General features: G+C 61.2%; 21 protein-coding genes. 4 read left to right on the top strand and 17 right to left on the bottom strand.

The features are described 5' to 3' along the window. Positions 1 to 90: 90 nt before the first annotated feature. A complete protein-coding gene (locus J3352_RS01425; RefSeq protein ID WP_156066109.1) occupies positions 91 to 1,629 on the top strand; it encodes a sensor histidine kinase KdpD in 1,539 nt (512 codons plus the stop codon). A gap of 57 nt (positions 1,630 to 1,686) precedes the next feature. Here J3352_RS01425 and J3352_RS01420 read toward each other — a convergent pair whose 3' ends face one another. From J3352_RS01420 to murD, 4 genes are all read right to left on the bottom strand, one after another. Next, entirely contained in the window at positions 1,687 to 3,003 is a 1,317-nt protein-coding gene (locus J3352_RS01420) for an aminopeptidase C (protein ID WP_156066111.1), read from the bottom strand. A gap of 27 nt (positions 3,004 to 3,030) precedes the next feature. Further along, a complete protein-coding gene (locus J3352_RS01415; protein WP_156066277.1) occupies positions 3,031 to 4,293 on the bottom strand; it encodes a methionine gamma-lyase family protein in 1,263 nt (420 codons plus the stop codon). 160 nt (positions 4,294 to 4,453) lie between these two features. Continuing rightward, positions 4,454 to 5,215, bottom strand: a complete 762-nt coding sequence (locus J3352_RS01410; protein ID WP_156066113.1) for a GNAT family N-acetyltransferase — start codon at positions 5,213 to 5,215, stop codon at positions 4,454 to 4,456. Continuing rightward, positions 5,212 to 6,615: a UDP-N-acetylmuramoyl-L-alanine--D-glutamate ligase gene (gene murD, locus J3352_RS01405; protein ID WP_097772224.1), complete on the bottom strand. Its 1,404-nt coding sequence runs from the start codon at positions 6,613 to 6,615 to the stop codon at positions 5,212 to 5,214. The genes J3352_RS01410 and murD overlap by 4 nt, the downstream gene beginning before the upstream one ends. 204 nt (positions 6,616 to 6,819) lie before the next feature. Between murD and J3352_RS01400 the strand changes: the two genes are divergently transcribed. Next, positions 6,820 to 8,382: an ABC transporter substrate-binding protein gene (locus tag J3352_RS01400; protein WP_242699834.1), complete on the top strand. Its 1,563-nt coding sequence runs from the start codon at positions 6,820 to 6,822 to the stop codon at positions 8,380 to 8,382. A 187-nt stretch (positions 8,383 to 8,569) separates the two neighbouring features. Here J3352_RS01400 and J3352_RS01395 read toward each other — a convergent pair whose 3' ends face one another. Genes J3352_RS01395 through J3352_RS01340 form a run of 12 tightly spaced genes read right to left on the bottom strand, consistent with a single transcriptional unit; the run spans position 8,570 to position 20,667 of the window. Continuing rightward, on the bottom strand, positions 8,570 to 9,229 hold the full coding sequence (locus J3352_RS01395) for a thiamine diphosphokinase (protein WP_005932705.1): 660 nt from the start codon (positions 9,227 to 9,229) through the stop codon (positions 8,570 to 8,572). Further along, complete coding sequence (gene rsgA, locus J3352_RS01390) at positions 9,229 to 10,107, bottom strand: ribosome small subunit-dependent GTPase A (RefSeq protein WP_098922511.1); 879 nt, start codon at positions 10,105 to 10,107, stop codon at positions 9,229 to 9,231. Before rsgA ends, J3352_RS01395 begins: the two co-directional genes overlap by 1 nt. Positions 10,108 to 10,118: 11 nt before the next feature. After that, positions 10,119 to 11,975 carry a Stk1 family PASTA domain-containing Ser/Thr kinase gene (gene pknB, locus J3352_RS01385; RefSeq protein ID WP_156066117.1) on the bottom strand — a complete coding sequence of 619 codons (1,857 nt, stop codon included), beginning with the start codon at positions 11,973 to 11,975 and terminating at the stop codon, positions 10,119 to 10,121. Beyond that, positions 11,968 to 12,717 (bottom strand): Stp1/IreP family PP2C-type Ser/Thr phosphatase, encoded by a 750-nt coding sequence (locus J3352_RS01380; protein WP_156066119.1) that lies wholly within the window; start codon positions 12,715 to 12,717, stop codon positions 11,968 to 11,970. Before J3352_RS01380 ends, pknB begins: the two co-directional genes overlap by 8 nt. Positions 12,718 to 12,736: 19 nt before the next feature. Beyond that, positions 12,737 to 13,777 carry a 23S rRNA (adenine(2503)-C(2))-methyltransferase RlmN gene (gene rlmN / locus J3352_RS01375; RefSeq protein WP_097772229.1) on the bottom strand — a complete coding sequence of 347 codons (1,041 nt, stop codon included), beginning with the start codon at positions 13,775 to 13,777 and terminating at the stop codon, positions 12,737 to 12,739. Between the two features lie 39 nt (positions 13,778 to 13,816). Then, complete coding sequence (gene rsmB, locus J3352_RS01370; RefSeq protein WP_156068724.1) at positions 13,817 to 15,139, bottom strand: 16S rRNA (cytosine(967)-C(5))-methyltransferase RsmB; 1,323 nt, start codon at positions 15,137 to 15,139, stop codon at positions 13,817 to 13,819. Further along, entirely contained in the window at positions 15,139 to 16,059 is a 921-nt protein-coding gene (fmt, locus tag J3352_RS01365; protein ID WP_156066123.1) for a methionyl-tRNA formyltransferase, read from the bottom strand. The genes rsmB and fmt overlap by 1 nt, the downstream gene beginning before the upstream one ends. After that, positions 16,059 to 16,595 (bottom strand): peptide deformylase, encoded by a 537-nt coding sequence (def, locus tag J3352_RS01360; protein ID WP_098922518.1) that lies wholly within the window; start codon positions 16,593 to 16,595, stop codon positions 16,059 to 16,061. The genes fmt and def overlap by 1 nt, the downstream gene beginning before the upstream one ends. 30 nt (positions 16,596 to 16,625) lie before the next feature. Continuing rightward, positions 16,626 to 18,887, bottom strand: coding sequence for a primosomal protein N' (gene priA / locus J3352_RS01355; RefSeq protein WP_154276289.1), 2,262 nt, complete (start codon positions 18,885 to 18,887; stop codon positions 16,626 to 16,628). A gap of 23 nt (positions 18,888 to 18,910) precedes the next feature. Beyond that, complete coding sequence (gmk, locus tag J3352_RS01350; protein ID WP_005932687.1) at positions 18,911 to 19,483, bottom strand: guanylate kinase; 573 nt, start codon at positions 19,481 to 19,483, stop codon at positions 18,911 to 18,913. Positions 19,484 to 19,487: 4 nt separating this feature from the next. Next, positions 19,488 to 19,757, bottom strand: coding sequence for a DUF370 domain-containing protein (locus J3352_RS01345; protein WP_005932684.1), 270 nt, complete (start codon positions 19,755 to 19,757; stop codon positions 19,488 to 19,490). Positions 19,758 to 19,788: 31 nt separating this feature from the next. Beyond that, positions 19,789 to 20,667 (bottom strand): YicC/YloC family endoribonuclease, encoded by an 879-nt coding sequence (locus tag J3352_RS01340; protein ID WP_035394227.1) that lies wholly within the window; start codon positions 20,665 to 20,667, stop codon positions 19,789 to 19,791. Between the two features lie 237 nt (positions 20,668 to 20,904). On the opposite strand from J3352_RS01340, the gene J3352_RS01335 reads away from it, so the two are divergent. Both J3352_RS01335 and J3352_RS01330 read left to right on the top strand, forming a co-directional pair. Beyond that, positions 20,905 to 21,459 carry a TetR/AcrR family transcriptional regulator gene (locus tag J3352_RS01335; protein ID WP_005932677.1) on the top strand — a complete coding sequence of 185 codons (555 nt, stop codon included), beginning with the start codon at positions 20,905 to 20,907 and terminating at the stop codon, positions 21,457 to 21,459. Positions 21,460 to 21,654: 195 nt separating this feature from the next. Then, a complete protein-coding gene (locus J3352_RS01330; RefSeq protein ID WP_005932674.1) occupies positions 21,655 to 22,329 on the top strand; it encodes a hypothetical protein in 675 nt (224 codons plus the stop codon). An 80-nt stretch (positions 22,330 to 22,409) separates the two neighbouring features. On the opposite strand, the gene J3352_RS01325 is transcribed toward J3352_RS01330, so the two are convergent. Beyond that, positions 22,410 to 23,813, bottom strand: a complete 1,404-nt coding sequence (locus tag J3352_RS01325; protein WP_005932672.1) for an oxaloacetate decarboxylase subunit alpha — start codon at positions 23,811 to 23,813, stop codon at positions 22,410 to 22,412. Positions 23,814 to 23,829 lie beyond the last annotated feature (16 nt).

The raw sequence follows: 23,829 nt of genomic DNA, 5'->3' as shown, positions 1-23,829 counted from the left end.
GCGTGAATTTGCTATAATATCTTTATCTAGTATACCGTATTTCCGGGCTGTTCTCAACCGGTTCTCCAAAGTTTTGCAGGGGGTCTTTTTATGATAAAAAAGCGATTTCTGCTTCCGGCTGCTGCCGGGGCACTGGCACTGGCCATTGGGTTGGCAGGGATCTGGTTCAACCAGCGACTGCCGGCGCTGGCGGATTTTGGAGTCCCCGGCATGGACTCCGAAGCCCAATTGGTGGCATGGGCTGCCCTGTTCCCGGAAAAAGGAGTGGCTGCCCTGACCTTCCGCACGGTGCTGCAGTGGATGGCCATTGCGGTATTCTGCACTCTGGGGGCGGTGGTGCTGGCCCTGTACCGATACAAGCCTCAGAAGGAACTGGGGTATTTTCTGCTGTATCTGACGGTGCTGACCCTCTGGGCTCTGGTGATCATTCTGGCTCCGGTGGGGAGTTCCGGCTGGAGCGTCTTTTTCCGCCGGGGATTCTTTACCGTCACGGTTCTGGCAGGTATCCTGCTGTGTACCGCCCTGACAGGGGCTGTGCCGGTGTCTCACGGGCAGCGGCTCCATTCCCTGCTTCTGACGCTGGGGTATCTTGTTCTGACGCTGATTCCCCCCAGCCGTGTACGGGCGGTAGGGCTGCTTTTGGGCATGGGCTACTGTCTGGGCATACTGATGGCGATGTATGCCCGGGGCTCCGACGCTGCCCTGCTGATGCTGTTTCCCTGTGCCATCACCATTGGCTTCCGGGTATGGGTGGTCCTGCCGGGCATGCACGTGCCGTTTTTTCAGGAGAGCGTGTTTTTCTACCTGTTCCGGTGTGCCCGGATCTACGACGCGCCTTTTACTCTGGGCTGCATGGCCTACGTCTGCCGCCGGTATGCCCTGCAATTTGACCGGGCGGAGCAGCTGGCCCGGGAGCTGGATGCTCGGGTCATTCAGCGGACAAAGGCCCTGACGGAGGAGACCGAGGCCCGGAAAAGCATGATGCTGAACATTTTCCACGACCTGCGCAGCCCCCTGTTTGCGGTCAGCAGTGGACTGGACACGCTGGAGGCTGCACCGGAGGCCCTGCCGGCCCTGCTGCCCGCCTTACAGCAGCGGACGGCCTTTCTCCGCCGCCTGACGGAGGATCTGTTTCTGGCTGCAAAGCTGGAGCAGAAACAGGTGATGCTCAACGAGGACCGGGTATCTCTGGGGGAGGTCATCACTGCGGTCTGTGACAGCTGCCGGGAGGAGGCTGAGAAGAAGGGCGTGGTGCTTCAGGCTCCCCCGGCTTCGGAGCTGCCGGTGTGGGGCGACCAGATCCGGCTGCAGCAGATCCTGCAGAACCTGTTGACCAATGCCATTCACTACACCCCTGCAGGAGGGAGCATCACCGTCAACAGCCGGGTGGAGGCCGGTGCTGCTCTGGTGAGCGTCCGGGACACGGGCTGCGGCATTGCGCCGGAGGATCAGGCCGCCGTATTTGACCGGTATTTCCACACCACCACCTCTTCCAAGCACGACTCCACAGGTCTGGGACTGACCATTGCGCAGGAGCTTGCCCACTTGCACCACGGAGAAATCCTATTGGAAAGCGAAGTGGGCAAAGGCAGCTGCTTCACGTTGAAGCTTCCCCTATTATCCGCTTAACAGAGAAATCCCCTCCGCCATAGGCGGGGGGATTTCTTTATAGCATCTTATTTAAATTCAAGCCAGCGGGTCCCACAGCTTCATGGGCAGGGGCTCCTGATCCAGCAGGGCGCGCTGGGCATCGCTCAGCAGGCTCTTGCGGACGGTGATCTGGTAGACATTGGCCTTGAACCACTTCTCGCTGCCGATGTAGTAGCCCTTCTGGCCGGAGGCATCGCCCCAGCTGTTCTCGATCTTCCAGCGGTCAGCCTTGCCATTCTCGTCCAGATTGACACCGCAGAACATCATGCAATGGTTCATGGTACTTTCACGGGTGAGCAGCCGCTCGGCCTTGGTCATGCCAAAGGTCAGGCCGCCCAGCACCTCGCCGTACTGGAAGCAGTCGGGGTCCCAATAGCCGTTGGCGCGGTCGCCGTCGGGGTGGCAGTCGCAACTGAACATGACCCCCTCCCCTGCCTGCAGCTGGCGGATGGTCAGATCCTCCAGCTCCTCCTGCGAGAGGTTCAGCCAGAACATATTCTCCTCCACCACGTCACCCATAAAGGGCTGGCAGTAAGTGCGGTTCAGCGCATGGATGGGCGAGGAGATGATGACGACGTAATCATCCAGATCATTGCCCACATATTTCTCAAGGAAGGTGTGCGGGGTCAGGTTCCGTTCGCAGTGGTAGTGCTCATCCTTGTCGGTATACTCAAAGTCAAAGCTCCTGGGAGGCTGGCCGTAGAGGATGCACAGGGCGTTGTAGATCTCCGCCAGCATCTCCTCGCGGCGGGTGGCCGTGTCCTTTCCCTCTTTTGCCATGGCCCGCAGTTCCAGCGCATCCTCCCGCAGCTTGCGGTTCAGGATGGGTAGATACTTGGCCGTGCCGGTGGAGTGGACGGTCTCCGGCATGACCCAGGAGGGCACCACGCCGTACTTTTTGATCAGGCTGATGGCCATATCCCACTGGCCGCCGTCGGGCAGCGGGCTGCCCAGCAGGGTGTAGGTCTCACGGTCGGTCAGATCCTGATCCGCAAAGTGGAGGATGTTCTCAAGGAAGAGATTTGCCTTTTCCAGCTTATCGTAGAACGCCAGATAGGTGGGAGAGAAGGAGAAATCCTCCAGATCACACTTGGCGATCACCCGCTGGCGCAGGACGTTCAGGGTAGAGAACATCCAGCAGCGGCCGCTCTGCTTCTGGTTGGTGATGTTATTGGTCTTGACCAGCACAGAGAAGTCCATCCGCAGCTTGGCAGCGGCGGCGGGCACAAAGGCCGCGTCCGGCAGAGCCGTGCGGGAAACCGCATTGGACATCACATTCAGCTCCGGGCGGGCAGCATAGCCCTGCTCAAAGCGTTCCAGCATCCGGGCATCAATGGAAGTAACACGATTCATTTGATTCACGCTTTCTTTCTGAAAAGTTCAATCCTTGAAATAAGCATTCTGCACGGCCAGCAGGACACCGGCACGGCTTGCGGCAAAGTTCAGGCCGCCCTGCAGGTAGCAGGTGTAAGGCTCACGCAGGGGGCCGTCGCAGGAGAGCTCAATGGTGCTGCCCTGAGTAAAGCTGCCGCTTGCCATGACGACCTCATCGGTATAGCCCGGCTCCGGAGAGGGTTCCGGTGCGGCATAGCTGTCCACGGGGCTGGCGGCCTGAATGCCGCGGCAGAAGCCGATGAGGGCATCGGCAGTATCGGCATCAAAGCAGGTCACGATATCGTTGTGGTCCTCGCAGTAGCGCGGGATGGGCTTTTTGCCCACCAGCTCCAGCAGGCACTGGGCATAGATGGCGGTCTTGATGGCCTCACACACCACGCCGGGGGCATAGTAGAAGCCAAGGTACATATCACGGGGCGTTTCCAGCGTACAGCCCAGCTCCTTGCCCAGCCCGGGGGCGTTCAGGCGGTAGGCACACAGCTCCACCAGATCCTTCCGGCCAGCGATATAGCCACCGGTGGGGGCGATGCCGCCGCCCGGGTTCTTGATGAGGCTGCCCACCACAAGGTCCGCACCTGCCTGGCAGGGCTCCTTCATCTGGGTGAACTCACCATAGCAGTTGTCCACAAAGATGATGATCTCGGGGTTGGCGGCACGGGCCGTGTCGGCGATCTTCTGAATGGTATCCAGATCAAAGGCATTGCGCTGCAGGTAGCCGCGGCTGCGCTGGATATGGCAGACCTTTGCCCCCGGGGCCTTTTGAGCGATCAGCGCGTAATCCGGGGTGAAATCGGCTTTGAGGGGGGCTTCGTCGTACCGGATACCGTAGTCCATCAGGGTGCCGGTGCCCTTGCCCTTGCCGTCCAGACCGATCACGCCCTCCAGCGTATCGTAGGGGCGGCCGGTAGCAGCCAGCAGGGTATCCCCTGCCCGCAGCAGGCCGAACAGGGCCACCGCCAGCGTATGGGTGCCGCTCTGGAACTGACTGCGCACAAGGGCATCCTCCGCGCCCATCACCTCGGCAAAGATCTGCTCGAGCTTGGCGCGGCCGGTATCCCACAGGCCATAGCCGGTGGTGCCCAGCATATCGGTGGAGGACATCTGGGTATCGGCAAAGGCCTTGAGCATTTTCAGCTGGTTGTAGTCCCGGATCTCCTCCATGTGACGGAAATAGGGCTGACAGAGCTCCATGACTTTTTCGTCCAGCGCCAGGACTTCGGGTTTGTAATCAAAAAAGTGGTTCAGCATTGACATTTTGGTTCCTTAATCTTTTTGTAAGTTTATGCTATGATGACCCGTCGGCAGCTTTCTCCTCGGACACGAAACGGGCCATTCCATCGCCCGCCCTATTGCCTGCGGCAACAGGGTCCCACCCCAGCGGACGGTCCTCAGAGAAACTCCCGCCGTGTCAGACTGTGGCTTCGTACCGGGCATACTCTCCCAGCTTTTCAAAGCCGAGGCGGGTATAAAAGTGCACTCGTTCCGGGGAGCAGAGGAAAAGGGGCTGCAGGCCCTGCGCCGAGAGGGTGTTGGCCAGCCGGACGATAAGCCGCCCGCCGATGCCGCGCCCCCGCAATGGCTCCGCAGTCTCGCCGCAGGCCATGTAAGCCTGCTCCGTTCCAATGGCGTAAGCGCCCACGGTGCAGGCAAGCTCCCCTCCCTGCTCCAGAGCCCAGACCACAGCCCTGCCGCGGGCGCGCTTTGAGCAGAGCTCAGAGTAAAAGTCATCCTGCCGCGTGGGGCGGTCCGGAAACAGCATCTGTGCAACGGGGCCCGCCGGGGGCTCCGGGTCAAAATGCAGGGAAGCCCAGAGCGTTTCTTCCACAGCGGGTTCCGGCAGCTGCTTTCCGGGTGCCAGGCCAAAGACAAAAAGGGACTTTACCCGGACCCAGCCGATGGGCGGCGGGCACTCGGCTTCGTCCAGGACGACCGCCTTACAGCCGCAGAAATGCAGGAAGCTGGCCAGTTCGTCCGGGTTGGCGTGGCCCGCCAGCCAGGCGGTGCTGCCGCCCACATCCAGCGCCAGCGTTGGCCCGGCGAAGAACCGGCCCGGCTGGCTTTTGCCGAAGAGCTCCAGCGCCTGCGGCATCGTAACCCCAAGGCAGAGCTTTCCACGGCAGGCGCTGCGGAACCGCTGCCTCTGGCGGGGCGTTCTGACCTGCGTGATCATTTCAGTGCGTTGACGATGTTCTTGAACTCGCGGCCGCGCACCTCAAAGTTGGGGTAGAGGTCGAAGGAGGCGCTGGCGGGAGACAGGATGATGATATCGCCGGGCTTTGCGGCGGCACGGGCCAGCTCCACGGCGTGCTGCATATTGTCCGCGTGCTGGATGGGCAGTGCGGCCTCGTTGAAGCCGGGGTCTTCCCGCAGGGCCTTTTCAATGCGGGGGCCGGTGGCACCCATCAGCACCAGATCCTTGACGTGAGCCACGATCTCGGGGGCCAGCGGCTCATAGGGGATGTGCTTATCGTAGCCGCCCGCAATGAGGATGACCTTCTGGTCAAAGCTGCGCAGGCCCGCAATGGTGCGGGTGGGGCTGGTGCCGATGGAATCGTTGTAGTAGAGCACACCGTCCAGCGTGCGCACCGGCTCAATGCGGTGCTCCACGCCGGTAAAGGTGCTGCCCACCTTCTGGATGGCCTCTACGGGCACCTCTCCCCAGACGGCGGCGGCAGCGGCCAGCAGATTCTCGATATTGTGCAGGCCCCGCAGCTTGATGTCCTTCTGGGCCAGGAAGGGCGTTACCACGCCGTCCTCGGCCATGCAGAGCATGTTGTCCTCTTTGCGCAGGAATGCACCGTTGTCGGTATCGCGCAGGCGTGTAAACCAGACCTGCCTGCCCTTGCAGTCCTTCTGCATGGAGCGGCTGATCTCATTCTCGTAGCCCAGCACGGCACGGCAGGGCGGGTTCTGGTAGAGCAGGATGTTGCGTTTTGCGTCGATGTACTCCTGCATATCCTTATGGTGATCGAGGTGGTTGGGGGTGACGTTGGTCACCACCGCGATCTTCGGGCTCTGGTGCATGCTGATGAGCTGGAAGCTGGACAGCTCCACCACAGCCACATCCTCCGGCCGGACCTCAGGCAGCATGGGCAGCAGGGCCGCACCGATGTTGCCGCCCAGATGCACCTTGCGGCCTGCGGCCTCATAGAACTTGGAGATGAGGGTGGTGGTGGTGGTCTTACCGTCAGAGCCGGTCACGGCCACGATCTCGCAGGGGCAGAAATCGAAGAAGAGCTCGACCTCGCTGGTGACCATGGTGCCCGCCGCCATGGCATCCTGCAGGGGCTTTTCAAAGTAGCCCACAAAGCCGGGGGTGCGCATGATGATATCCTGACCCTTGAAGCCGTCCAGATAGTGTTCGCCCAGGCTCAGGTCAATGCCCAGTTCCCGGATGGTAGCGGCATAATCGCCAAACTCCTCCACGCTTTTTTTCTGGTCGCACAGGGTCACATGGGCCCCCAGTTTCACAAACTCCTTGATAAGGGTCTTGTGGCTGACACCGGCACCGATGAACGCCACCTTTTTGCCCCGGATGAGTTCTGCAAGCTTCTGCTGATCTTTCTGCATAAAGAAAGAACCTCCTCTATGAAAATTCAGGCTGAAATTGATTCACTGCTCCATTTTACACCTTTTCCAGCCAATTGGCAACGCCAAACCTTATTCTGGCCCCGGATGCACCGAAATCCTATCTGAATTCACAAAATGTCGATTGTCTTTTCCGACCGTTTCCGCTATACTTTAATTGTATCATTTTACAAGGAGCGCATTTTCTTGAAACATTCCCTGATCCGCTTTTCCGCAGTGGTGCTGACCATTGCGTTTGTTTTTGCCCTGACCGGCTGTGGTTCGGGCTCCAACAGCTTCACCTGGTTCGTGGACAGCATCCCGGCCAACCTTGACCCGCAGGTGGCCTCGGCTTCTGCGGATGTCATCGCCTGCGAGAACCTGTACAGCGGCCTTGTCCGCAAAGATCCCAGCGGCAAATATGAGCCTGCCCTCTGCGAACGGTGGGAGAAGTCCTCCGATGGCTGCACCTACACCTTCTACCTCAAGGACGGCCTGACTTACACCGCCGCCAAGGGCAACGCCACCGACTACGCCATCACCGCCGAGGATTTTGTGTTCGCTTTCCGGCGCTTGTTCCGGGCGGAGACCAACTCCCCCTACGCGGTTGAATTTGCGGCCCTTGAAAACAGCGCCGCCGTACTGGCCGGGCAGATGCCCGAGAGCGCGCTGGGGGTCACGGCTTCCGGGCCGCTGACGCTGGTGTTCCACCTGAGCAGTGCCGACGACAACTTCCTCGAGAAGCTCACCCTGCCCGGTGCCATGCCCTGCGATGAGGAATTTTTCAATTCCACCCGGGGCACCTACGGTCTGAATGCTTCGTCCACCCTTTCCAGCGGCAGCTTTTACATCTACAACTGGACAGCCAGCGGCCTGTTCCTGCGGCGTGCCCCCTCGGACAGCCTCATCGACAGCCTGCGGCTGGTGCAGAACACCAACAGCGCCGGGCAGTCCGCCGCAGAGCTGATTGCCAACGAGAAGTGCTCTGCCGCCCCGGACGACACCGCCGCGCCCACCACCCTGACTTCCCTCTCCTACTCCGATACCACATGGAGCCTGCTGTTCAACTGCAGCAGCGTGTTTGCTTCCACCGAGCTGCGGCAGGCACTGGCCTTCGCCGCGCGGGGTGCAGCCGAGGTGCCGGACGGCGGGCTCTATGCCGCCGCCAACGGTCTGGTACCGGACGGCCTGACTGTGGACGGCATGAACTACCGGGATACCGCCGGGGATGTGACTCCCGCCGCGGTGGATGCCCGGGCGCTCTACCTCACGGCGCGGCAGACGCTGACCACCTCCGACTTCAACAAGGTCAGCCTGATGGTGCCTGCCGGTTCCGGCGTGACCAGCGCCGCCGAGGAGATCAATGGCGTGTGGCAAAAGGAGTTTTCCCTCTTCTTCTCCGTAGAGGAAGTGGACGAGGAGACCTTTGCGAAACGGCTGTCCGAGGGGGACTACACCATTGCCTTGGCCCCCATCAGCGCCGAGGGCGGCAGTGTGTACAACATGCTGAACCAGTTCACCGCAGCGGGCGGCGGCCTGACCGGCTATGCAGATTCCCTGTATGCCACCCAGCTGCAGGCCAGCGCCCAGGCCACCGGAAGCTCCCGCTGCCGCCTGCTGGGCGATTGTGAGCGCCAGCTGCTCAGCGATGCCGTGTCGGTCCCTCTGTTTGCCCAGCAGAAGCGCCTGCTGATCGCACCCGGCATCCAGAACCTCATCTTTGACCCCTTTGGCCCGGTGCTGGATCTGACTTATACCACAAAAGAATGATGTGCCACAAAAAATACCGGAGCAGCCGCCTGCCCCGGTATTTTTCTTATCCTTTTTTGATGCCGAACAGCCTGCGCAGAACGCCGCGCAGACACTTCGGGCTTTTGATAACGACCACCTGCATCGCTCTCCCGCCTTTCGTGGTGTGATACCACAATATAAGCGGCAGGACGGCAAAGTGTGCGGCTCAGGCCTTGTTCCCGGTCAGGATCGGTGTATCCGGCACCGTTTCCACGACCACCAGCGCCCCCTTGCGGGTGGAGATGGTGATGCAGTCTGAGCCTTCGGCATACTCATTGCTGACCCCCAGCGGATAACCGGCCACCAGCACATCATCGGTGAGCTCATAATAGGAACCGCGCTCACACACGCCCTCTGCCCTGCCCTCCATGGGGAAAGCGGAGAAGTAGAAGAACTCCTCCTTCGGGTAGGCACGGGTCTCGCCGGAGCGGACAAAGGTGATGCGGCTGCGCTCATCCTGAAGCGTTGCCCGCACCCCCCGTTCTTCCAGCCCAAGGCCGGTGGCAAGATTCGAGAGGGTATGCTCGATCCGCCTGCCGCCCAGCGCCCCCAGAAGAAGCACCTCGGTAAAGCCCTTCTCACTGGCAAGCTTGGCGGCATATTCGGTGTCGGTGTCGTCTTTGACGTGAGGCAGGACGATGATATCGTCGTTCTGCTGTACCGGACAGGGCGCGGTATCGAAGTCTCCCAGGATGATATTGGGCTTGCAGCCCAGCGGCGCACAGTTGCGGTAGCCAGCATCACAGGCGATGATGAAGTCATCGGGGCGGAGCAGACGCTTCAGCTCCGGCGAGACCGGGCAGGCCGAGAGGATCACGCAGCGCATCACATTCCCCTCCTCTGCCAGTCCTTGACATCCTTGACTTCCTCATACATGGCACAGTAGCTATCGTACCGGGTCCGGGAGAGCTTTCCCTCGGCCAAAGCGGCACGGATGGCACAGCCCTTTTCCGTGCGGTGGGAGCAGCCGGTGAACTGGCACTGCCCAAGGTAGGGCCCGAACTCCGGGAAGGCGTGCTCCAGATTCTCCTTGGGGATGAACCCGGCGCGGTTGGCTTCCAGGCTGGCAAAGCCGGGGGTATCCGCAATACGGCCTCCAAAGGCCTCAAAGATGGTCACCTCGCGGGTGGTATGGCGGCCGCGCCCCAGCTTCTGGCTGATGGCACTGGTCTCCCGCTCGGCCTGAGGCAGCAGGGTGTTGAGCAGGGTCGATTTACCTACACCGGAGTTGCCGCAGAAGGCGCAGAGCCGCCCGCTGATCCACTGCCTGACCTCGTCCAGCCCTTCCCCGCTGTCGTAGCGGATGGCAATGAAGGGCAGAGTGGATCTTTCATAGGCGCTGCGCAGGAACTCCACCTCACCAAGGTCAGCCTTGGTGCAGACGATGACGGGCTGCACCCCCTTGTCCACGGCAATGGCCGAGAGCTTGTCCAGCACCAGTGTGCTGGGGGTGGGCTGGGTGGTGCTGGCCACAAGGAACAGCACATCCAGATTGGCCACAGGCGGCCGGACAAATACGTTTTTGCGGGGTGCGATCTCGGCAATGACTGCCGCGCCGTTCTCGGTCTCCAGCGTCACCTCATCGCCCGCCACGGGGGTGATCTTCTGTTTGCGGAAGATGCCCCGGGGCTTGCACTCGATCACACCCTCTTCGGTCTTGACGTAGTAAAATCCGCCAATTCCTTTTACGATATATCCCTTCATCCGTTCCTCCCTCAGGACAGCAGCGCGCTCCACCAGTCGCCCAGGCCGGTGCCCTCACTGCTGGAAGAATCGCCGCTGCTGGAAGAGCTGCCCCCGATCAGGCCGCTCCACCAATCGCTGGAGGAGCTGCCCGGCTGTTCAGCCGGGGTCTCAGGCACCGGCTCGGGGCCTGCGCTCACGGTAACGCTGACACGGCTGTTCACCTTGACGGTAGAGCCTGCCGCCGGGCTCTGGCCGATGATGGTACCGGCGGGCTGGTCGCTGTACTGCTCGGTGGTGCTGCCAAGGCCCAGCTTGTTCTGCACCAGCACGGAGCGGGCATCGTTCACGCTCTTGAGACCGGTCAGGGCAGGCACCTTGGCCGTGGTGTTGACCTGCGGGCGGCTGACATAGACCACCACTGTGGAGCCTGCAGCCACCTGACTGCCCGCAGCAGGTTCGGTGCGGATGATGGAGCCTGCGGCCACGCTGGGTTCCACCGCCTGGGTGATCAAAACAGAGACCCCCAGATCCTTGAGCTGCTGCTCACCATCTGCCTGCACATAATTGGAGACATCCGGCACGGTGACATACTGGATGCCCAGGCTAACGGTCAGGGTCACGCTCTGGCCCTCGCGGACGGTGCGGCCCGCCACCGGGGACTGCCGGTAGACGTAACCGGCAGCGTAATCGTTGCTGTAGGCCTGCTCCCAGTTGATAACGATCTGGCCGGATGCCACCTGCTGGGAAGCGTTGACCTCATCCTGGGTCATGCCGCTGTAATCTGCCAGCACCACATCGGCCTTTTCCCCCATCAGGGAGCTGGAATCATTCAGGATCATCCAGCACAGGGCCGCGCAGGCCAGTGCAAAGGCCACGGTGATGCCAAACAGCACCGGCAGGAACACGGTGCGCTTTTTCTTTTTTCTGCCTTTTGCCGGGGCACTGCCGCGCTCCGGACGGGATTCTTTTCTGGGCATAGGGGGTTCCACCACCTTTTCAGGAATTTCATCGGGGAGATAGGTGTAGTTGAACACGATGGCCGGGTTCTCTACATAGGCGTTGAGGGCTTCCAGCATCTCAGCGGCGCTTTTATAGCGGTTTTCGGGCCGCTTTGCCATGGCGCGCTCGGTGATCTCCACCAGCCCCACTGGCACCCAGGGAGCCAGTTCCCGCAGGCTCCTGGGCTGATCCGAGATCTGCTTGATGGCCACCTCCACCACGTCATCGGCATCGAAGGGCAGATGACCCGAGAGCATCTCGTACATCATCACGCCCACCGAATAGAGGTCACTGGTGAAGTCGGTCTCATCGCCCTTGGCCTGCTCCGGGCTGATATAGTGGACGCTGCCCATGGCCTTGCCGCCCGAGAGCTGGTTCTCGGCCCGGGAGATGCGGGCAATGCCGAAATCCATCATCCGCAGCTGGCCGTTGTCCAGCAGCATGATGTTCTGGGGCTTGATGTCCCGGTGCACCACGCCGTTGCGGTGGGCATGGTCCAGCGCTTTCAGGATCTGGGAGATAAAGTGGACGGTCTCCCGGCAGGTCAGCTTGCCGCCCCGCTCGTTCAGATACTCGCGCAGGGTCATGCCGTCCACATATTCCATGACGATATACTGCAGATGGTCGCTCACCGAGACATCATACACCTTGACGATGTTGGGGTGGTTGAGCAGCGAGATGGCCTTGGACTCGTTCTTGAAACGGCGCACAAGGTCGGGGTCGTGCATGAGCTCCTGCCGCAGCACCTTAACGGCCACGACCGTGCCCTCCGGCACCGGGCCGCCCGGCCCCACAACGGCCTTGTAGACATTGGCCATGCCGCCGGTGCCGATGAGCTCCCGCACCGTGTACAGACCGTCCAGCGTTTTGCCGATCAGGTTATCCATGATGCACCTCCGTAGGCTCCACAGCCAGCAGCAGGGCGGTGATGTTGTCGGAGCCGCCGTTCTTGTTGGCGGCATCCACCAGCCTGTCGGGCAGGTCGTAGAATGGGCCCTGTGCCAGCAGCTGCTCCATCTGCTCCACCGGCACCATGTTGGTCAGACCGTCCGAGCAGAGCAGCAGCAGATCCTTTGCCTGCAGCTGCACCGAAGTGACCTCCGGCTCCAGCCGGTAATCCACGCCCAGCGCCCTGGTGATGATGTTCTTCTGGGGATGGTGCTCGGCCTCCTCCTCCGTGATGGTGCCGCAGTCCACCAGCTCCTGCACATAGGAGTGGTCGTGGGTGAGCTGGGTCAGTTTACCGCCCCGGCAGAGGTAGGCGCGGGAATCGCCCGCGTGGCAGAGGGTGGCTTCTCCACCCCGCACCAGCGCGCAGACCGCCGTAGTGCCCATACCGGCCAGCGCTTCCTCGTGAGCGGCTTTGTTGAACACATAACGGTTGGCGCTGATGAGGGCCTTTTTCAAAAAAGCTCCCTCCTGCCCTGCTCCGCACTGGGCGTACTGCTCCTGAAACACCTGCTCGATGACATTGCAGGCCCCCTGTGAGGCCTCGCGGCCGCCTTTGGCACCGCCCATGCCATCACACACCAGTGCCCAGACAGCACCGCCGGGCAGCTCCCCGGCACGGTAATCATCCTGATTTTCCTGCCGGACGCGGCCCACATCCGTTTTTCCTGCTAGTTTCATAGGCTTCTCCTCTTGCGATTTACGCCTTACCATTCATTTCGTCCCGGCGCAGCTGGCCGCAGGCGGCGCTGATCTCGCTGCCAAGACGGCGGCGTACCGTGGCGTTGACCCCCAGGCTCTCCAGCTTTTTCTGGAAGCGCTGAACATTGGCGGCATCGGTAGCTGAGTAGGGGCTGCCGTCCACCGGGTTGATGGGAATGAGGTTCACATGAGCACCCATGCCCCGGATGAGGTCGGCCAGCTGTCTGGCACAGGCATCGGAATCATTGACACCGCGCACCATCGAATACTCAAAGCTGACACGGCGGCCCGTGGTCTCCTGATAGCGGCGGACGGCGGGCATCAGCACCTCCACGGGGTAGGCATCATTGACCGGCATCATGCCGCTGCGGATCTCGTTGTTGGGGGCGTGCAGGGAGACCGAAAGGGTCAGCTGCAGCTTTTTCTCAGCCAGCTGGTCGATCTTGGGCACCAGACCGCAGGTGGAAAGGCTGATGTTGCGCATTCCGATGTTCACGCCCTCCGGGGAGGAGATGTTCTCAAGGAAGCGCATGACCTCGTCAAAATTATCCAGCGGTTCCCCGATGCCCATGAGGACGATGTGGGAGATGCGCTCCCCGATGTCCTTCTGGGCGGTATAGATCTCAGAGCAGATCTCACCGGCTTCCAGGTTACGCACCCGGCCTGCCTGGGTGGAGGCGCAGAAGCGGCAGCCCATCCGGCAGCCCACCTGCGTGGAGACGCAGACCGTGTTGCCGTAGTGGTAGCGCATGACAACGGTCTCGATGCAGTTGCCATCGGCCATCCGCAGCAGATATTTCACGGTGCCGTCCTTGGCTTCCTGTCGGCGCTCGATCTTGGGGGCAGCAATGTAAAACTGCTCTTCCAGCTTTGCCAGCAGGGTCTTGGGCTGGTCGGTCATGGCAGAAAACTCGGTGACCAGCTTCTGGTGCACCCAGTGGAAGATCTGCTTTGCCCGGAAGCCCGGCTGACCCATGGCTTTCAGCACAGCGGTCAGCTCGGCCAGCGTCAGGGAAGAGATACAGCGTTTTTGTTCCATGGTATTCTCCTATGAATCAATACGAACCGGACGACGGGTTCATTGCGTTTTCTGCATGGCGCAGAGGAAAAAGCCGTCCATCCCGGTGCGGGTGGGCACCGAGAGCGCCCCGTGCTCCCCCACTGTCATTCCGTCAGGGAACGCCACAGCGGGCCGGACCACCCGGAATTCCGGGTGGCGGGCAAGGAACGCCGCCACCTGCTCCTCGTTCTCGGCGGGGTCGATGGTACAGGTAGAGTAGACCAGCCGCCCGCCCGCTTTCAGCAGAGCGGCTGCTGTGTCCAGAATGGACGACTGGGTGGCCAATAATTCATCGTGGCGTGCTTTTTCCAGCGTCTTATAGCGGATATCCGGCTTTTTTGCCAGAATACCCAGGCCGCTGCAGGGGGCATCCACCAGAATGCGGTCTGCGGCGGGCAGCTTTGGGTTGGGGCGGGTGGCATCATTGCAGAGGGCAGTGACATGGGCAAAGCCCATCCGTTCCACAGCGCTCCGAATGAGCCCGACCCGGTGCTCTGCCACATCGCAGCTGTACAGTGCGCCCTGCCCCTGCATCTCCTCGGCCAGCAGCAGCGTTTTACCGCCGGGTGCCGCGCAGAGGTCGATCACGGTATCGCCGGGCTTTGCCTCCACACAGAGGGCTGCCAGCTGGCTGGCCTGCCCCTCCACATGGAAACAGCCCTCCTTGAAGAGCGGGTGCTCCGCCGGGCTGCCCTCGAACTTTGCCAGCACACTGCCGGGCACAAGGCCGGGCTGTGCGCTCTTCACGCCGCTTTCCAGCAGTTTTTCACAGAGGGCCGCGGCATCCATTTTCAGGCAGTTGGCCCGCAGGCTGGTGCAGCCGCCGTCGGCGGTGTGTGTCAGGATGCCCAGCGCTTCCTCAGGGTAATGGGTGCGCAGAAACTCTGCCACATCCTGCCCCGCAGAGCCCAGCACCATGAGGCGCTGGGTCTCGTTCCGGAAGCGGGCAGTTTCCAGATCATAATTGCAGGCCTTGCGCAGGACGGCATTGACCAGCCCGGACGCACTTGCCTTTTTGAAGGTGCGGGTCAGCTTGACAGCTTCGTTCACCGCCGCCGACACCGGCACCTGCATATAGCGGGCCTGCGCCAGCGCGGCCCGCAGAATCTCGCGCACCTGCGGGTCCAGCCTGGCAAGGCCCTTGGGCAGGAACTGTTCCAGAATGAAATCCAGCGTGCCCTGATGTTCCAGCACGGTGTAGAAGATGGCACCGGAAAAGGCCTTATCCCGGCCCTCCAGTTTCTGGCGGCGGAGTTCGGCATCCAGCACAAGGTTTGAGAAGCCGTCCTGCTCCTGCCGGACCAGTGCAGCCACTGCCGCTGCCCGTGGATTGGCCGCCATCAGAGGGTATCCCCCGCTTTGAGGCGCAGACCGGCCGCAAAGGAGGTGCCATCCATCGGCTTTTTGCCCTCAGGCACCACATGAAGCAGCTGGACCGCGCCATCGGCACAGGCCACCGTCAGGGGCTTTGTGGAAAGCACCGTGCCGGGAGCCTCACCGTTGGAGACAGCCACGCGGCACTCGGTCACCTTGACCTTTTTGCCGCCTGCGGTCACGAACCAGGCCATGGGCCAGGGGTTCATGCCGCGCACCCAGTTGTGGATGTGCGCGGCAGTATCGGTCAACCTGAACTCCGCCAGCTCCTTGTCCAGCATGGGGGCCAGGGTGGCGTTCTCATGCTGCTGGGGCTGGGGCTGGAGGGTGCCAGCTTCCATGGCGGGCACCGCCTCACAGAGGACGCGGGCACCTACGGCGGTGACCCGGTCGAACAGCTCGCCGCTGGTCTCCTCCGGGCCGATGGCGATCTTCTCGCAGACCAGCACATCGCCGGTGTCCAGCCCCTCGTCCATCTGCATGATGGAAACGCCGGTCTCGGTGTCGCCGTTCAGAACAGCCCACTGCACAGGGGCGCTGCCGCGGTACTTGGGCAGCAGGGACACATGCAGGTTGATGCAGCCATACTTCGGAGCTTCCAGCACGGATTTGGGCAGGATGCAGCCGTAGGCCACCACCACGATGAGGTCAGGGGCCAGCGCCCGGATGTTGGCATCCTCGCTGCCATCCCGCAGGGTGCGGGGCTGGAACACGGGGGTCCCATGCTCCAGAGCAACTTCCTTGACCGGGGGCGCGGTGAGCACCTGCTTGCGGCCCACCGGCTTATCCCGCCGGGTGTACACGCCGCAGATCTCGTGACCGGCGGCATACAGGGCCTTCAGGCACTCCGCGGCGATATCCGGGGTTCCCATGAACAGAATGCGCATCAGTTGTTTCCTTTCGCTTCACGGGCAGCCTTTTTGCCCTCCTCGGTGTCCTCGTAGAAATACTCGCTGGACTCCATGATGGTAATGCCGTCCAGATGGTCATTCTCGTGCTGGATGCAGCGGGCCAGCAGGTTCTCAGCCTCCAGCTCGAACCAGTTGCCGTTGCGGTCCTGTGCACGCACCTTGACGGCAACGGGACGGGTCACGGCACCGTTGTGGCCGGGGAAGGACAGGCAGCCCTCGTAGGCGGTCTCCTCATCCTCAGAAACAGCCAGGATCTCGGGGTTGACGAAATCGATGAACTTGTACTCATAATCCTCGGGGATCTCCTCGGGGGCATCGGTGGTGTCCCACACCACGAACACGCGGCGCAGCATGCCCACCTGAGGGCCTGCCAGACCAACGCCGTCGGCGGCGATCATCGTCTCCCGCATGTCATCCAGCAGGGTGGCAAGACGGTCGTCAAAGTTGGTCACGGGGCGGCAGACCTTGTTCAGGATGGGGTCGCCCTCTTTTACGATATTGCGGATAGCCATAGTGGTACCTCCAAAATTTGTTGTGTTGTATCAGATATCCCCGTCCGAGTGCAGATCGACCACAACGGTGGCCTTGCCGGGCAGTTTTTCCTGCTCGTAGAGGGTCAGCGTTTCCCGGATAAGGTCCCGGAAACGGCGGTCGTTGCGGCACTTGACGGTAAGTTTATAGCGGTAGGAATCGTTGATCTTTTCAATGCTGCCGGGGGTGGGACCCAGCACCCGCAGGGGCAGGTCGGGCTGTTTGGCCGCCTGCCGGCCCAGCAGGGCCGCAAAGCGGGCGGAAGCCCGGGCCACCTCGCTCTCCTTTGGCCCGGCAAAGCCCACAACGCAGAGCCCGCAGAAGGGCGGATAAAGCCCCAGCTTCCGGTAGGCGATCTCCTGCTCGAAGAACGCGTCGTAGTCCTGCGCGGCGGCAAGGTTGAGCACCGGGTTGTCCGGGTCGGTGGTCTGGATGATGGCAAAGCCGGGGTCTTTTGCCCGGCCGCTCCGGCCCACCACCTGCGTGACGAGGCTGAACACGGTCTCATAAGCCCGGAAGCCCTGGGCGAACAGGAGCGAATCGATGCCCAGCACGCCCACCAGCGTCACATCCTCGAAATCCAGCCCCTTTGCCACCATCTGGGTGCCCACCATAATGTCATATTCATGCCGGGCAAACTTTGCCAGCAGCTTTTCATGGGCATCCTTGGCGGCGGTGGTATCCTGATCCATCCGCAGGATGCGGGCCTCCGGAAAGAGCTTTGCCAGCTCCTCCTCGGCCTTCTGGGTGCCAAAGCCCCGGTACTGCAGTTTTCCGCCGCAGGCGGGGCACCTGGCAGGGGGCGGGTCCAGCTGGCTGCCGCAGTAATGGCAGAGCAGCTTGTGGGCCGATTTGTGGTAGACCATGGGCACGCTGCACTTCTGGCATTTGAGCACCTCGCGGCAATCCTCGCACTGGGCCACGGTCTGGTAACCCCGGCGGTTGAGCAGCAGGATGGTCTGCTTGCCTGCCTCAAGGTTGTGCCGGATGGCATCCTCCATGGCAAGGCTGATCTCCCGGGGGTTGCCGGAGGCAAGCTCGGCCCGCATATCCACGATCTGGACTTTGGGCAGCGGGTTGCCGCCATAGCGTTTGGTCAGGCGCACCAGCTGAGTGCGGCCATGCTGGGCGGCATAATAGCTCTCGGTGCTGGGGGTGGCGCTGGCCAGCAGGAGCAGGGCCCCGTTCTCCGCCGCACGCTGCCGGGCCACCTCGTGGGCCGAGTAGCGGGGCGCAGATTCGGAGCGGTAGGTGTGCTCCTGCTCCTCATCAATGATGACAAGGCCGATGTTTTCCAGCGGGGAGAAGATCGCGCTGCGGGTGCCCACCACGATATCCGCGCCGCCGTCCTGGATCATCTGCCATTGGAGCAGGCGCTCGGTGTGGTTGAGGGCGGAATGCTGCACGGCCACCCGCTTGCCAAATTGGCTTTTCAGCCGCAGGATCATCTGAGGGGTCAGGCTGATCTCCGGCACCAGCACCAGCGCCCGGCGGCCCATCTGCAGGCAGTGCTCGATGAGCTTCAGGAACACCAGCGTTTTGCCGCTGCCGGTCACACCGTAGAGCAAGGCCGAGTGCGGGGCTGCATCCTCCAGCCCGGGCAGCAGCGCGTCATAGGCGGCCTGCTGCTCCTCCGTGAGAAGGATGGGCTCGTTCTTCAGCGGGATGGAAGAATACAGGTCGATGGATTTGTTCACCTTGCTGCATTCCAGCACGCCCTTGGCGCAGAGGTTGTCCAGCACCGCCCGGCTGATGCCCTTTTCCTCCAATGCAGACAGGGTGCGCTCTCCCCCGGCCAGCAGGGCCACTGCGGCCAGCTGCTTGGCGGTCGGCCTGGGCTTTGGGGGCAGCGTGCCCACCAGCTTGTAGGCATTTTCCGTGTGGCGGACGAGCTGCTTTTGAAGCACCGGGGTCACGCCGTCCTCCGCCACGGTGGGCTTGTACTGCGCGCCGTAGGGGATGACCGCCTTGACGGCCTCGTAGTAGGTGCAGAAGGTGCGCTCCTTCAAAAAGTGCACCAGCCGCAGCAGCTCCGGGGTGAGGCAGGCAGAGGCCGGGGCCACATCGAACAGGAACTTGAGCTTTGCGCTCTCCGGTTCGGCATCGCAGGCCAGCACCACGCCCATCCGGGCACGGCTCCCCCGCCCGAAGGGCACCAGCACCATGCTGCCCAGCCGGACGGTATCCTGCTGGTCGGGCATGACGGCATAGGTATAGAGTTTGTCGAAATGAAAGGTCGCGTTGCTCACTGCAACGCCTACCGTTTTGGGCATTCAGGCAGCTCCTTCAAAGCGATTTAGCGGGTCAGGCCCGCACGCTGGCAGATAACATCATAGAGTCTGGCGGCGCAGGCATCCACCTCGTCGTTGACCAGCTTGAGGGTGAATTTGTCCTGCTGGGCCAGCTCATTGCGGGCGATCTCCAGGCGCTCCCGGATGCTCTCCTCGGTCTCGGTGCCGCGGCCACGCAGGCGGCGCTCCAGCTCCTGGGTGGAGGGGGGCAGCAGGAAGATGGTGGTGGCACCGGGATACATGCGGCGGATATTGGCCGCACCATGCACATCGATGACCATGACCACCAGCTTGCCCGCGTTCAGCCGCTTGTTGACCTCTTCCTTCAGGGTGCCGTAGTAGTTGCCGTTGAAGAAGTTGTGCTCCACGACCTCATCCTGATCGATGAGCTGCTGGAACTGCTCCTTGGTGCGGTAGTAGTAGTCTACCCCTTCCTGCTCCCCGGGGCGGGGGGAACGGGTGGTGGCAGAAACCGTTTTTTCGATTTCGGGGTGGGCCTTGCGCAAAGCGCTGACCACACTGTCCTTTCCGGTACCGGCGGCACCGGAAACGACAAACAGATATTTTTCATTTTCCATGGTCTTACTGCTCCTCTTCTGTCACTGTTTTGCCCTCGGCCTGACCGGCGGCACGGCTGGCCACCGTTTCGGGCTGAAGAGCTGAAAGGACAACGTGGTCGGAGTCCATGATGAGGACGGCGCGGGTGCTGCGGCCATAGGACGCATCAATGAGCATCCCCCGCTCCCGCGCTTCCTTGACCAGACGCTTGACCGGGGCAGAATCGGGGCTGACCACAGCCACCACCCGGCCCGCGCTGACCAGATTGCCAAAGCCGATGTTGATCAGTTTCATCTTTTCCTCCGAACCATCTGAATCTCAGGGTTTACTCCAGATTCTGGATCTGCTCACGGATCTTCTCGATCTCCGCCTTCATATCCACCACGATGCGGGTGATATCCAGATCCTGACACTTGGAACCGATGGTATTGGTCTCACGGTTCAGCTCCTGGGTCAGGAAATCCAGCTTGCGGCCCACGGGCTCGTCCAGCTCCAAAATGGAACGGTACTGGGCGATGTGGCTGCGCAGGCGGACGGTCTCCTCATCCACGGCGGTCTTGTCGCCAAAGATGGCGGCCTCGGTCAGGACACGGGCATCATCGATGTTCCGGTCCTCCAGAATGACCTTGAGCTTTTCGTACAGGCGGTTGGTGTAGTTCTCCACCCGACCGGCGCTCAGGGTCTCCACCCGGCCCACGCATTCCTCCAGAAAGCGCAGGCGGTTCTCCACGTCAGCCTTCATCTTGGCACCCTCAGCGGCGCGCATCTCCACAAAGCGGTCCAGCGCCTGGGCAGTGACAGCGGAAACATCCTCCCACAGCTGCTCCTCATCCACATCGGCGTGGCGGGTGGTCAGCACATCGGGAAAGCGGGCGATCATCCCGGCGGTCACATCGTTCTTGACCTCCAGCGTCTCAGACAGGTCCCGCAGGGCCTGCTGGTAGCTCCTGGCCAGCTCCTGATTCACAGCCACCACGGTATCGGCGGCATCCACGGTCTGCACCGTCAGGCTCAGTTCTACCTTGCCGCGGGTCACCCGCTCGTTCAGCTGCTTTTTCAGGCGGCTGTCCAGATAGCTGCAGGTGCGGGGCATCCGGGAAGAATACTCAAAGTACCGGGAATTGACGCTGCGCAGCTCCACCGTGATCTCACGGCCATTGCGCACAGCAGTTCCCCGGCCAAAACCGGTCATGCTCAAAATCATGCTTTTTTCCTCGTATTCCAAAGGGTTTTCTGCGGACATTCTTCGTATATGTATCCGCTTTGGGGCACACAGACCCATGTTACGATACATATACTATATATTTTACTCTGCCGCCCCTTTTTTTGCAAGCAATGCGGCGAAAAAAATCTATTTTACCCCCTTGACAAGGGGCAGGAACAGCGCTATACTACGCATCGTGAACAGCGTTCATGTTGAGGAGGTGGTCATACGAATCCGATGGCAACGTCCAAGGAGGAGATCCTGAAAACGAGCCGGGTCCTCATCCAGCAGAATGGATGGGAAGCGGTCAACATCCGTGCAGTGGCAGCAGCCTGCGGGGTATCCGTGGGGTGCATCTACAACTACTTCGGTTCCAAGACCGATCTGGTGAGCGCGGCGGTGGAAAGCATCTGGAGCGATATCTTCCGCCACCCGGACGACCCGGCGGTGTTTGAGGATACCCTGTCCTGCATCCGCTGGATGTACCGGCAGATGGAGTACGGTTCTGAGCAGTACCCCGGCTTCTTCACCCACCACGCGCTTGGCTTTGTGCGGCAGGATACCGCCGATGGCAAGCAGCAGATGCGGCAGACCTGGCAGCACATCCTGGATGCGCTGACCATGGTGCTGACCAGGGACAAAAAGATCCGGCCAGACGCATTTACTGAGGAGTTCACCCGCCAGAAATTTGCGGGCATCCTGTTCTCCCTCATGCTTTCTGCCGTGGTGCAGCAGGATTTTGACCCCACAACGGTATTGGAGATCATCCGCAGGGCCATTTATGAAGTGTAAAAAACATCCCACAGTCTTGTGGGAGTTTTTTACGGCCAAAAGTGAACAATGTTCATATTGAGTGATGCGGGACATCTCCCCCAGCATTCCACCCACGGCAGCCTGCACATCACAACGATGCAGTCCGGCCGGCAATCGCTGACCGGATCGCGATAGAGCAGCAAAACAAACCAACCGTAAAGGAGCAACATTCTTATGAGAGCAATCATTGAGACCGTTTTCGACATCTTCTATCTGGTCACCGTGCTGACCGTAGGCATCCGCATGATCCGCGGCAGCAAGGACAACACCCAGTTCCGCCTGTTCGGCCTGATGGCCGTGGTGCTGGGCGCAGGTGACTCCTTCCATCTGGTGCCCCGTGCACTGGCACTGTGCACCACCGGCCTGGAGAGCTACGCTGTGCCTCTGGGCCTGGGCAAGTGGATCACCTCCGTGACCATGACCGTGTTCTATGTACTGCTGTACTACGTCTGGCGCAAGCGCTACCAGATCGAGGGCCAGAAGGATCTGACCATCGCCGTGTACGCCCTTTCCGCTGTGCGCATCGTGCTGTGCATGATGCCGCAGAACCAGTGGCTGACCAACCACACCCCGCTGACCTGGGGCATCCTGCGCAACATCCCCTTTGCACTGCTGGGCCTGCTGATCATCGTGCTGTTCTACCACAGTGCCAAGGAACACAAGGATCAGGCTTTCCGCTGGATGTGGCTGACCATCGTGCTGAGCTTCGGTTTCTATCTCCCGGTGGTGCTGTGGGCAGATGTCAACCCCCTGATCGGTATGCTGATGATCCCCAAGACCTGCGCCTATGTCTGGACCGTGCTGATTGGCTACAACGCCATGAAGGCCGAGAATGGCAAGAACAATTGAGACCTGCGGGAGTACAAATAAAAACAAAAAGAAGGGGCTGCTGCATCAAACGGTGCAGCAGCCCCTTCTGGTATTATGATTTAGACAGGGTGAGACTGATTGGTGTAATCAGCGTGGTCAGCGTCCACGCCCTGCTTCTTGGCATTGCGCTTCTCGAAGAACTTGGGTGCGACCTGCGGGAACATTGCGTAGGTCAGAACATCCTCTTCCTGCGTTGCCCACTTGGCGGCCTCAGCCTTCAGCTTGTCCATCTCGGGAGCCAGGGTGTCGGCAAAGCGGCAGGTAATGGGCTGCTCGTCGCCCAGGATCTTCTTGGTGAACTCGGGGCTGATGGGAGCGGGAGTCTTGCCGTAATCGCCGTGGACCAGGCCCTTGAACTCCTTGGTGACCATCTTGTAGCGCTCGCCCAGGATGACGTTGAACACAGCCTGCGTGCCAACGATCTGGCTGGTGGGGGTGACCAGCGGAGGATAGCCTGCGTCCTCACGAACGCGGGGGATCTCAGCCAGCACTTCATCCAGCTTATCTTCCTTGCCTGCATCCTTCAGCTGCTTGAGCATGTTGGAGAACATGCCGCCGGGCACCTGATACAGCAGGGTGTTGGCATCCACGCCCAGGCTCTTGGGGCTGATCTGGCCGTTGGCGATGTACTTCTCGCGCAGCTTTGCAAAGTAAGCGCGGACAACGTTCAGCTGCTTCAGATCCAGACCGGTGTCGTAATCGGTGCCCTGCAGGGCAGCGACCAGGCTTTCGGTGGCCATGTGGCTGGTGCCGCCGCTCAGGGGGCTCATGGCGGTATCAACGATGTCGGCACCTGCCTCAATGCCCTTCAGCAGGGACATGGAAGCCAGACCGGCAGTGTAGTGGCTGTGGATATCGACCGGGATGGACAGGGTGTTCTTCAGCTCCTTGACCAGATCATAGCAGGTGTAGGGAGTCAGCAGGCCAGCCATGTCCTTGATGCAGATGGAGTTTGCGCCCATCTCCTCCAGGGTCTTGGCATACTTGACGTAGTACTCGTTGTTGTGCACGGGGCTCAGGGTGTAGCTGATGCAGCCCTGAACATGTGCGCCTTCCTTGTTGGCAGACTTGATGGCGGTCTGCAGGTTGCGGGGATCGTTCAGTGCGTCGAAGATGCGGATGACATCGATGCCGTTTGCAACAGACTTCTGTACAAAGTACTCGACAGCATCATCGGCGTAGGGGCGGTAGCCCAGCATGTTCTGGCCGCGGAACAGCATCTGCAGCTTCTGGTGGGGCAGCTCCTTGCGCAGGATGCGCAGACGCTCCCAGGGGTCCTCATCGAGGAAGCGGATGCAGCTATCAAAGGTAGCGCCGCCCCAGCACTCGACAGAGAAGTAAGGGATCTTATCCATTTCGGGCAGGATGGGACGCATCTCATCCATCGTCATACGGGTGGCCAGCAGAGACTGGTGAGCATCACGCAGGACGACTTCCGTAATCTTGATCGGCTTTTTGGCCATGGTTGTCACCTCTTCC

Source organism: Faecalibacterium sp. Marseille-Q4164 (assembly GCF_017377545.1).
Classification (GTDB): Bacteria; Bacillota; Clostridia; order Oscillospirales; family Ruminococcaceae; genus Faecalibacterium; species Faecalibacterium duncaniae.
The sequence above is the reverse complement of the archived record's forward strand: the minus strand, read 5'-3'. Positions and strand labels throughout refer to the sequence as shown.

Bases quoted from the DNA above. Each gene is read 5' to 3' on its own strand.
- J3352_RS01425 (WP_156066109.1), top strand. From the start codon at position 91: ATGATAAAAAAGCGATTTCTGCTTCCGGCTGCTGCCGGGGCACTGGCA.
- J3352_RS01420 (WP_156066111.1), bottom strand. From the start codon at position 3,003: ATGAATCGTGTTACTTCCATTGATGCCCGGATGCTGGAACGCTTTGAG.
- J3352_RS01415 (WP_156066277.1), bottom strand. From the start codon at position 4,293: ATGCTGAACCACTTTTTTGATTACAAACCCGAAGTCCTGGCGCTGGAC.
- J3352_RS01410 (WP_156066113.1), bottom strand. From the start codon at position 5,215: ATGATCACGCAGGTCAGAACGCCCCGCCAGAGGCAGCGGTTCCGCAGC.
- murD (WP_097772224.1), bottom strand. From the start codon at position 6,615: ATGCAGAAAGATCAGCAGAAGCTTGCAGAACTCATCCGGGGCAAAAAG.
- J3352_RS01395 (WP_005932705.1), bottom strand. From the start codon at position 9,229: ATGCGCTGCGTGATCCTCTCGGCCTGCCCGGTCTCGCCGGAGCTGAAG.
- rsgA (WP_098922511.1), bottom strand. From the start codon at position 10,107: ATGAAGGGATATATCGTAAAAGGAATTGGCGGATTTTACTACGTCAAG.
- pknB (WP_156066117.1), bottom strand. From the start codon at position 11,975: ATGGATAACCTGATCGGCAAAACGCTGGACGGTCTGTACACGGTGCGG.
- J3352_RS01380 (WP_156066119.1), bottom strand. From the start codon at position 12,717: ATGAAACTAGCAGGAAAAACGGATGTGGGCCGCGTCCGGCAGGAAAAT.
- rlmN (WP_097772229.1), bottom strand. From the start codon at position 13,777: ATGGAACAAAAACGCTGTATCTCTTCCCTGACGCTGGCCGAGCTGACC.
- rsmB (WP_156068724.1), bottom strand. From the start codon at position 15,139: ATGGCGGCCAATCCACGGGCAGCGGCAGTGGCTGCACTGGTCCGGCAG.
- fmt (WP_156066123.1), bottom strand. From the start codon at position 16,059: ATGCGCATTCTGTTCATGGGAACCCCGGATATCGCCGCGGAGTGCCTG.
- def (WP_098922518.1), bottom strand. From the start codon at position 16,595: ATGGCTATCCGCAATATCGTAAAAGAGGGCGACCCCATCCTGAACAAG.
- priA (WP_154276289.1), bottom strand. From the start codon at position 18,887: ATGCCCAAAACGGTAGGCGTTGCAGTGAGCAACGCGACCTTTCATTTC.
- gmk (WP_005932687.1), bottom strand. From the start codon at position 19,483: ATGGAAAATGAAAAATATCTGTTTGTCGTTTCCGGTGCCGCCGGTACC.
- J3352_RS01345 (WP_005932684.1), bottom strand. From the start codon at position 19,757: ATGAAACTGATCAACATCGGCTTTGGCAATCTGGTCAGCGCGGGCCGG.
- J3352_RS01340 (WP_035394227.1), bottom strand. From the start codon at position 20,667: ATGATTTTGAGCATGACCGGTTTTGGCCGGGGAACTGCTGTGCGCAAT.
- J3352_RS01335 (WP_005932677.1), top strand. From the start codon at position 20,905: ATGGCAACGTCCAAGGAGGAGATCCTGAAAACGAGCCGGGTCCTCATC.
- J3352_RS01330 (WP_005932674.1), top strand. From the start codon at position 21,655: ATGAGAGCAATCATTGAGACCGTTTTCGACATCTTCTATCTGGTCACC.
- J3352_RS01325 (WP_005932672.1), bottom strand. From the start codon at position 23,813: ATGGCCAAAAAGCCGATCAAGATTACGGAAGTCGTCCTGCGTGATGCT.